The organism is Acinetobacter sp. YH12137 (assembly GCF_013418535.1).
Classification (GTDB): domain Bacteria; phylum Pseudomonadota; class Gammaproteobacteria; order Pseudomonadales; family Moraxellaceae; genus Acinetobacter.
In genome coordinates, this window is sequence record NZ_VPBW01000092.1 from 1 (window position 1) to 1242 (window position 1242).

The 1242-nt window shown below is 38.1% G+C and carries 1 protein-coding gene; it reads left to right on the top strand.

Annotated elements, in window-relative coordinates:
- Positions 1-47 precede the first annotated feature (47 nt).
- A partial coding sequence (locus tag FTU72_RS16210; RefSeq protein ID WP_180053118.1) for an IS4 family transposase occupies positions 48-1242 on the top strand: 1195 nt, incomplete at its 3' end.

Here is a 1242-nt window from a genome sequence, read left to right on the forward strand (position 1 = left end):
AGTAAAATGTAGTAAAAATGAGTGTATGTAAATACGCTCATTTTTTTATGACTTTATCTGAAAATTTAGATTGCACCCTTCAACATTCTTTACCTTCACTTAGCCATTTTAGTGAATTTATTGATTTCAACTGGATTGAGGAAAGTCTGCATCAAACAGGTAAGGCATCAATTAGAAGAAGGAAGTTACCTGCTGAACATGTGGTGTGGCTTGTCATTGGACTCGCTTTATTTCGAAATCAACCTATCGGATATGTCGTAGAACAGCTAAAACTTGTATTTGGTACAACAGAATATTGTGTTCCTAGCGCAGTAGTACAAGCACGACAACGTTTAGGATCAGAACCTTTAAATGCGCTATTTTCTTTACTTAGCCAAGCCTGGTTTGAAGAATCTCAGCAGCAATACTCAAACTTTCACGGTCTGAGTGTGTGCGCTGTTGATGGTGTTGTTTGGTCTATGCCTTATACAGATGAGAATTTTGCACACTTTGGTTCATCTAAAGGAAAAACTGCTGATGCTCCTTATCCACAAGTGAGAGCAACCTGCTTAGTAAATACCGCGACCCATGAAATTATAGATGCTCAAATAGGTAGTATGGATCAAGGTGAACTCACACTGGCAAGCCAATTATCTCCTTGTTCACACAGTATTACCCTATTTGATCGAGCCTATTTCTCTGCAGATTTTCTCATCGGGTGGCAAAAACGTGCAGAAGAAAGTCATTGGCTTATGCGTGCAAAAGATAATTTACGGTATGAGATTGTGGAGCGTAATTCGCAACATGACTTTCATATTAGAATGCCGATATCAACAAGAGCTAAAAAACTTAATCCAGCCTTAGGAGACTATTGGGAGGCACGTCTCATTGAGGTTGAGCAGGCAGGTAAGATTAGACGTTATATCACTTCACTAATAGATTCAAAGAGATATCCATTATTAGCTTTAGCAAAACTCTATGCCCAGCGTTGGGAAATAGAAATGTGTTACCGAGAAATCAAGAGTAACTTACAGGAAGGGAAGCATTTAAGGAGTAAACAACCTGCCTTGATTTATCAAGAATTATGGGGAGTCTTTATTGCCTATAATATTCTAAGAAGACAAATGAAATATATGGCGCAACGTGCAAAAGTCAGTCCTTTGAGAATGAGCTTTCATATTACCTCTATTGCTATCCTTAACCTATTGAAGTTTGATTCTTTGGCTTCCGCAGGTAATTTGCCTAAACATCTAGAAAGTTTAA